At 78.0% G+C, this 510-nt stretch carries 1 protein-coding gene; it reads left to right on the forward strand.

All coding sequences use genetic code 11. The features are described 5' to 3' along the window. Positions 1-510: hypothetical protein (locus C667_RS23865; protein WP_004392567.1), on the forward strand; the 510-nt coding region annotated here is incomplete at both ends.

The raw sequence follows: 510 nt of genomic DNA on the forward strand, positions 1-510 counted from the left end.
GACGGCCGACGGCCGGAGCTCCTCGCCCCGGCCGCCGCCCTGCTGCCGCGCCTGCCGCTGCCCGACGCACGCCAGCGCCGCCGCGGCAAGGCGCCGTCGCACCCACGCCTGGTCGCCGCCGCCGGACGCGCAGGCCTGCGCATCGCACTGCTGGAGGGCGACCACACCCTGTTCTCCCGCCTGGTGCACGCCCACGCCGAGACCCTCGCCGACCCGCAGGCGCTGGCGGACGAGGTCGAGCGCACCCGCGACTATCTCCTCGCCCAGCACCGCATCGCGCCCGATGCGCCGCTCGATCGCGTCGTGGTGGACCTCCCCGCCCCAGCCGGAGCGGAACAGGCCACGCTGCCCACAGTCGGCATCGTCGCCCCCGACACGCTCGCGGCCGACGAGCGCCCGGGCACCTGCGACGCTCATCTGCTGCTCGCCCTGCGCCGCGCACCGACGACGCTCGGCTGGCCGCTCGCCGCCCGCGCGCGGCGCTGGCCCTTGCTGCCCGAGAGACGCGTG

The sequence above is a fragment of the Thauera phenylacetica B4P genome (assembly GCF_000310225.1).
Taxonomy (GTDB): domain Bacteria; phylum Pseudomonadota; class Gammaproteobacteria; order Burkholderiales; family Rhodocyclaceae; genus Thauera; species Thauera phenylacetica.